The organism is Meridianimarinicoccus aquatilis (assembly GCF_004358675.1).
GTDB classification, from domain to species: domain Bacteria; phylum Pseudomonadota; class Alphaproteobacteria; order Rhodobacterales; family Rhodobacteraceae; genus Meridianimarinicoccus; species Meridianimarinicoccus aquatilis.
Window position 1 is genome coordinate 1 of record NZ_SMZO01000103.1, and the last position, 6,259, is coordinate 6,259.

The following is a 6,259-nucleotide window of genomic DNA, read 5'->3' on the forward strand; positions in this document are numbered from 1 at the left end:
AATAATTTTGTTTAACTTTAAGAAGGAGATATACATATGCACCATCACCATCACCATCACCATCACCATAAAAAGATTATTTTGACTATTGGCTGTCCTGGTTCTGGTAAGAGTACTTGGGCTCGTGAATTTATTGCTAAGAATCCCGGGTTTTATAATATCAATCGTGATGACTATCGCCAATCTATTATGGCGCATGAAGAACGCGATGAGTACAAGTATACCAAAAAGAAAGAAGGTATCGTAACTGGTATGCAGTTTGATACAGCTAAAAGTATTCTGTACGGTGGCGATTCTGTTAAGGGAGTAATCATTTCAGATACTAACCTGAATCCTGAACGTCGCCTAGCATGGGAAACTTTTGCCAAAGAATACGGCTGGAAAGTTGAACATAAAGTGTTTGATGTTCCTTGGACTGAATTGGTTAAACGTAACTCAAAACGCGGAACTAAAGCAGTACCAATTGATGTTTTACGTTCAATGTATAAAAGCATGCGAGAGTATCTCGGTCTTCCAGTATATAATGGGACTCCTGGTAAACCAAAAGCAGTTATTTTTGATGTTGATGGTACACTAGCTAAAATGAATGGTCGTGGTCCTTATGACCTTGAAAAATGCGATACCGATGTTATCAATCCTATGGTTGTTGAACTGTCTAAGATGTATGCTCTTATGGGTTATCAAATCGTAGTCGTTTCAGGTCGTGAAAGTGGAACTAAAGAAGACCCAACGAAATATTATCGTATGACCCGTAAATGGGTTGAGGACATTGCTGGCGTTCCATTAGTTATGCAATGTCAGCGCGAACAAGGCGATACCCGTAAAGACGATGTAGTTAAAGAAGAAATTTTCTGGAAACACATTGCACCGCATTTTGACGTGAAATTAGCTATTGATGACCGAACTCAAGTAGTTGAAATGTGGCGTCGTATCGGTGTTGAATGCTGGCAAGTCGCTTCGGGAGATTTTTAACTCGAGCACCACCACCACCACCACTGAGATCCGGCTGCTAACAAAGCCCGAAAGGAAGCTGAGTTGGCTGCTGCCACCGCTGAGCAATAACTAGCATAACCCCTTGGGGCCTCTAAACGGGTCTTGAGGGGTTTTTTGCTGAAAGGAGGAACTATATCCGGATTGGCGAATGGGACGCGCCCTGTAGCGGCGCATTAAGCGCGGCGGGTGTGGTGGTTACGCGCAGCGTGACCGCTACACTTGCCAGCGCCCTAGCGCCCGCTCCTTTCGCTTTCTTCCCTTCCTTTCTCGCCACGTTCGCCGGCTTTCCCCGTCAAGCTCTAAATCGGGGGCTCCCTTTAGGGTTCCGATTTAGTGCTTTACGGCACCTCGACCCCAAAAAACTTGATTAGGGTGATGGTTCACGTAGTGGGCCATCGCCCTGATAGACGGTTTTTCGCCCTTTGACGTTGGAGTCCACGTTCTTTAATAGTGGACTCTTGTTCCAAACTGGAACAACACTCAACCCTATCTCGGTCTATTCTTTTGATTTATAAGGGATTTTGCCGATTTCGGCCTATTGGTTAAAAAATGAGCTGATTTAACAAAAATTTAACGCGAATTTTAACAAAATATTAACGCTTACAATTTAGGTGGCACTTTTCGGGGAAATGTGCGCGGAACCCCTATTTGTTTATTTTTCTAAATACATTCAAATATGTATCCGCTCATGAGACAATAACCCTGATAAATGCTTCAATAATATTGAAAAAGGAAGAGTATGAGTATTCAACATTTCCGTGTCGCCCTTATTCCCTTTTTTGCGGCATTTTGCCTTCCTGTTTTTGCTCACCCAGAAACGCTGGTGAAAGTAAAAGATGCTGAAGATCAGTTGGGTGCACGAGTGGGTTACATCGAACTGGATCTCAACAGCGGTAAGATCCTTGAGAGTTTTCGCCCCGAAGAACGTTTTCCAATGATGAGCACTTTTAAAGTTCTGCTATGTGGCGCGGTATTATCCCGTATTGACGCCGGGCAAGAGCAACTCGGTCGCCGCATACACTATTCTCAGAATGACTTGGTTGAGTACTCACCAGTCACAGAAAAGCATCTTACGGATGGCATGACAGTAAGAGAATTATGCAGTGCTGCCATAACCATGAGTGATAACACTGCGGCCAACTTACTTCTGACAACGATCGGAGGACCGAAGGAGCTAACCGCTTTTTTGCACAACATGGGGGATCATGTAACTCGCCTTGATCGTTGGGAACCGGAGCTGAATGAAGCCATACCAAACGACGAGCGTGACACCACGATGCCTGCAGCAATGGCAACAACGTTGCGCAAACTATTAACTGGCGAACTACTTACTCTAGCTTCCCGGCAACAATTAATAGACTGGATGGAGGCGGATAAAGTTGCAGGACCACTTCTGCGCTCGGCCCTTCCGGCTGGCTGGTTTATTGCTGATAAATCTGGAGCCGGTGAGCGTGGGTCTCGCGGTATCATTGCAGCACTGGGGCCAGATGGTAAGCCCTCCCGTATCGTAGTTATCTACACGACGGGGAGTCAGGCAACTATGGATGAACGAAATAGACAGATCGCTGAGATAGGTGCCTCACTGATTAAGCATTGGTAACTGTCAGACCAAGTTTACTCATATATACTTTAGATTGATTTAAAACTTCATTTTTAATTTAAAAGGATCTAGGTGAAGATCCTTTTTGATAATCTCATGACCAAAATCCCTTAACGTGAGTTTTCGTTCCACTGAGCGTCAGACCCCGTAGAAAAGATCAAAGGATCTTCTTGAGATCCTTTTTTTCTGCGCGTAATCTGCTGCTTGCAAACAAAAAAACCACCGCTACCAGCGGTGGTTTGTTTGCCGGATCAAGAGCTACCAACTCTTTTTCCGAAGGTAACTGGCTTCAGCAGAGCGCAGATACCAAATACTGTCCTTCTAGTGTAGCCGTAGTTAGGCCACCACTTCAAGAACTCTGTAGCACCGCCTACATACCTCGCTCTGCTAATCCTGTTACCAGTGGCTGCTGCCAGTGGCGATAAGTCGTGTCTTACCGGGTTGGACTCAAGACGATAGTTACCGGATAAGGCGCAGCGGTCGGGCTGAACGGGGGGTTCGTGCACACAGCCCAGCTTGGAGCGAACGACCTACACCGAACTGAGATACCTACAGCGTGAGCTATGAGAAAGCGCCACGCTTCCCGAAGGGAGAAAGGCGGACAGGTATCCGGTAAGCGGCAGGGTCGGAACAGGAGAGCGCACGAGGGAGCTTCCAGGGGGAAACGCCTGGTATCTTTATAGTCCTGTCGGGTTTCGCCACCTCTGACTTGAGCGTCGATTTTTGTGATGCTCGTCAGGGGGGCGGAGCCTATGGAAAAACGCCAGCAACGCGGCCTTTTTACGGTTCCTGGCCTTTTGCTGGCCTTTTGCTCACATGTTCTTTCCTGCGTTATCCCCTGATTCTGTGGATAACCGTATTACCGCCTTTGAGTGAGCTGATACCGCTCGCCGCAGCCGAACGACCGAGCGCAGCGAGTCAGTGAGCGAGGAAGCGGAAGAGCGCCTGATGCGGTATTTTCTCCTTACGCATCTGTGCGGTATTTCACACCGCAATGGTGCACTCTCAGTACAATCTGCTCTGATGCCGCATAGTTAAGCCAGTATACACTCCGCTATCGCTACGTGACTGGGTCATGGCTGCGCCCCGACACCCGCCAACACCCGCTGACGCGCCCTGACGGGCTTGTCTGCTCCCGGCATCCGCTTACAGACAAGCTGTGACCGTCTCCGGGAGCTGCATGTGTCAGAGGTTTTCACCGTCATCACCGAAACGCGCGAGGCAGCTGCGGTAAAGCTCATCAGCGTGGTCGTGAAGCGATTCACAGATGTCTGCCTGTTCATCCGCGTCCAGCTCGTTGAGTTTCTCCAGAAGCGTTAATGTCTGGCTTCTGATAAAGCGGGCCATGTTAAGGGCGGTTTTTTCCTGTTTGGTCACTGATGCCTCCGTGTAAGGGGGATTTCTGTTCATGGGGGTAATGATACCGATGAAACGAGAGAGGATGCTCACGATACGGGTTACTGATGATGAACATGCCCGGTTACTGGAACGTTGTGAGGGTAAACAACTGGCGGTATGGATGCGGCGGGACCAGAGAAAAATCACTCAGGGTCAATGCCAGCGCTTCGTTAATACAGATGTAGGTGTTCCACAGGGTAGCCAGCAGCATCCTGCGATGCAGATCCGGAACATAATGGTGCAGGGCGCTGACTTCCGCGTTTCCAGACTTTACGAAACACGGAAACCGAAGACCATTCATGTTGTTGCTCAGGTCGCAGACGTTTTGCAGCAGCAGTCGCTTCACGTTCGCTCGCGTATCGGTGATTCATTCTGCTAACCAGTAAGGCAACCCCGCCAGCCTAGCCGGGTCCTCAACGACAGGAGCACGATCATGCGCACCCGTGGGGCCGCCATGCCGGCGATAATGGCCTGCTTCTCGCCGAAACGTTTGGTGGCGGGACCAGTGACGAAGGCTTGAGCGAGGGCGTGCAAGATTCCGAATACCGCAAGCGACAGGCCGATCATCGTCGCGCTCCAGCGAAAGCGGTCCTCGCCGAAAATGACCCAGAGCGCTGCCGGCACCTGTCCTACGAGTTGCATGATAAAGAAGACAGTCATAAGTGCGGCGACGATAGTCATGCCCCGCGCCCACCGGAAGGAGCTGACTGGGTTGAAGGCTCTCAAGGGCATCGGTCGAGATCCCGGTGCCTAATGAGTGAGCTAACTTACATTAATTGCGTTGCGCTCACTGCCCGCTTTCCAGTCGGGAAACCTGTCGTGCCAGCTGCATTAATGAATCGGCCAACGCGCGGGGAGAGGCGGTTTGCGTATTGGGCGCCAGGGTGGTTTTTCTTTTCACCAGTGAGACGGGCAACAGCTGATTGCCCTTCACCGCCTGGCCCTGAGAGAGTTGCAGCAAGCGGTCCACGCTGGTTTGCCCCAGCAGGCGAAAATCCTGTTTGATGGTGGTTAACGGCGGGATATAACATGAGCTGTCTTCGGTATCGTCGTATCCCACTACCGAGATATCCGCACCAACGCGCAGCCCGGACTCGGTAATGGCGCGCATTGCGCCCAGCGCCATCTGATCGTTGGCAACCAGCATCGCAGTGGGAACGATGCCCTCATTCAGCATTTGCATGGTTTGTTGAAAACCGGACATGGCACTCCAGTCGCCTTCCCGTTCCGCTATCGGCTGAATTTGATTGCGAGTGAGATATTTATGCCAGCCAGCCAGACGCAGACGCGCCGAGACAGAACTTAATGGGCCCGCTAACAGCGCGATTTGCTGGTGACCCAATGCGACCAGATGCTCCACGCCCAGTCGCGTACCGTCTTCATGGGAGAAAATAATACTGTTGATGGGTGTCTGGTCAGAGACATCAAGAAATAACGCCGGAACATTAGTGCAGGCAGCTTCCACAGCAATGGCATCCTGGTCATCCAGCGGATAGTTAATGATCAGCCCACTGACGCGTTGCGCGAGAAGATTGTGCACCGCCGCTTTACAGGCTTCGACGCCGCTTCGTTCTACCATCGACACCACCACGCTGGCACCCAGTTGATCGGCGCGAGATTTAATCGCCGCGACAATTTGCGACGGCGCGTGCAGGGCCAGACTGGAGGTGGCAACGCCAATCAGCAACGACTGTTTGCCCGCCAGTTGTTGTGCCACGCGGTTGGGAATGTAATTCAGCTCCGCCATCGCCGCTTCCACTTTTTCCCGCGTTTTCGCAGAAACGTGGCTGGCCTGGTTCACCACGCGGGAAACGGTCTGATAAGAGACACCGGCATACTCTGCGACATCGTATAACGTTACTGGTTTCACATTCACCACCCTGAATTGACTCTCTTCCGGGCGCTATCATGCCATACCGCGAAAGGTTTTGCGCCATTCGATGGTGTCCGGGATCTCGACGCTCTCCCTTATGCGACTCCTGCATTAGGAAGCAGCCCAGTAGTAGGTTGAGGCCGTTGAGCACCGCCGCCGCAAGGAATGGTGCATGCAAGGAGATGGCGCCCAACAGTCCCCCGGCCACGGGGCCTGCCACCATACCCACGCCGAAACAAGCGCTCATGAGCCCGAAGTGGCGAGCCCGATCTTCCCCATCGGTGATGTCGGCGATATAGGCGCCAGCAACCGCACCTGTGGCGCCGGTGATGCCGGCCACGATGCGTCCGGCGTAGAGGATCGAGATCTCGATCCCGCGAAATTAATACGACTCA

5 protein-coding genes and 2 pseudogenes are annotated in these 6,259 nt (G+C 51.1%); 2 read left to right on the forward strand and 5 right to left on the reverse strand.

Going from position 1 to position 6,259, the window contains the following annotated elements; all coding sequences use genetic code 11:
- Window positions 1-36 precede the first annotated feature (36 nt).
- Complete coding sequence (locus E2L05_RS20130; protein ID WP_133344804.1) at window positions 37-972, forward strand: phosphatase domain-containing protein; 936 nt, start codon at window positions 37-39, stop codon at window positions 970-972.
- Window positions 973-1,732: 760 nt separating this feature from the next.
- Window positions 1,733-2,593: a class A beta-lactamase TEM-171 gene (locus tag E2L05_RS20135; protein ID WP_015058867.1), complete on the forward strand. Its 861-nt coding sequence runs from the start codon at window positions 1,733-1,735 to the stop codon at window positions 2,591-2,593.
- A gap of 1,185 nt (window positions 2,594-3,778) precedes the next feature.
- On the opposite strand, the gene E2L05_RS20155 is transcribed toward E2L05_RS20135, so the two are convergent.
- The 5 genes and pseudogenes from E2L05_RS20155 to E2L05_RS20180 form a co-directional block, all read right to left on the reverse strand.
- Window positions 3,779-3,970: a Rop family plasmid primer RNA-binding protein gene (locus E2L05_RS20155; protein WP_000165985.1), complete on the reverse strand. Its 192-nt coding sequence runs from the start codon at window positions 3,968-3,970 to the stop codon at window positions 3,779-3,781.
- 103 nt (window positions 3,971-4,073) lie between these two features.
- Complete coding sequence (locus tag E2L05_RS21445) at window positions 4,074-4,337, reverse strand: tyrosine-type recombinase/integrase (RefSeq protein WP_003660253.1); 264 nt, start codon at window positions 4,335-4,337, stop codon at window positions 4,074-4,076.
- Window positions 4,338-4,387: 50 nt separating this feature from the next.
- Window positions 4,388-4,729: pseudogene (locus E2L05_RS20165) on the reverse strand (hypothetical protein); the annotation flags it as partial.
- A 49-nt stretch (window positions 4,730-4,778) separates the two neighbouring features.
- Window positions 4,779-5,861, reverse strand: a complete 1,083-nt coding sequence (lacI, locus tag E2L05_RS20175; RefSeq protein ID WP_000805902.1) for a DNA-binding transcriptional repressor LacI — start codon at window positions 5,859-5,861, stop codon at window positions 4,779-4,781.
- Between the two features lie 79 nt (window positions 5,862-5,940).
- A pseudogene (locus tag E2L05_RS20180) lies at window positions 5,941-6,225 on the reverse strand (MFS transporter); the annotation flags it as partial.
- Between the last annotated feature and the right edge of the window lie 34 nt (window positions 6,226-6,259).

Bases quoted from the DNA above. Each gene is read 5' to 3' on its own strand.
- E2L05_RS20130 (WP_133344804.1), top strand. From the start codon at position 37: ATGCACCATCACCATCACCATCACCATCACCATAAAAAGATTATTTTG.
- E2L05_RS20135 (WP_015058867.1), top strand. From the start codon at position 1,733: ATGAGTATTCAACATTTCCGTGTCGCCCTTATTCCCTTTTTTGCGGCA.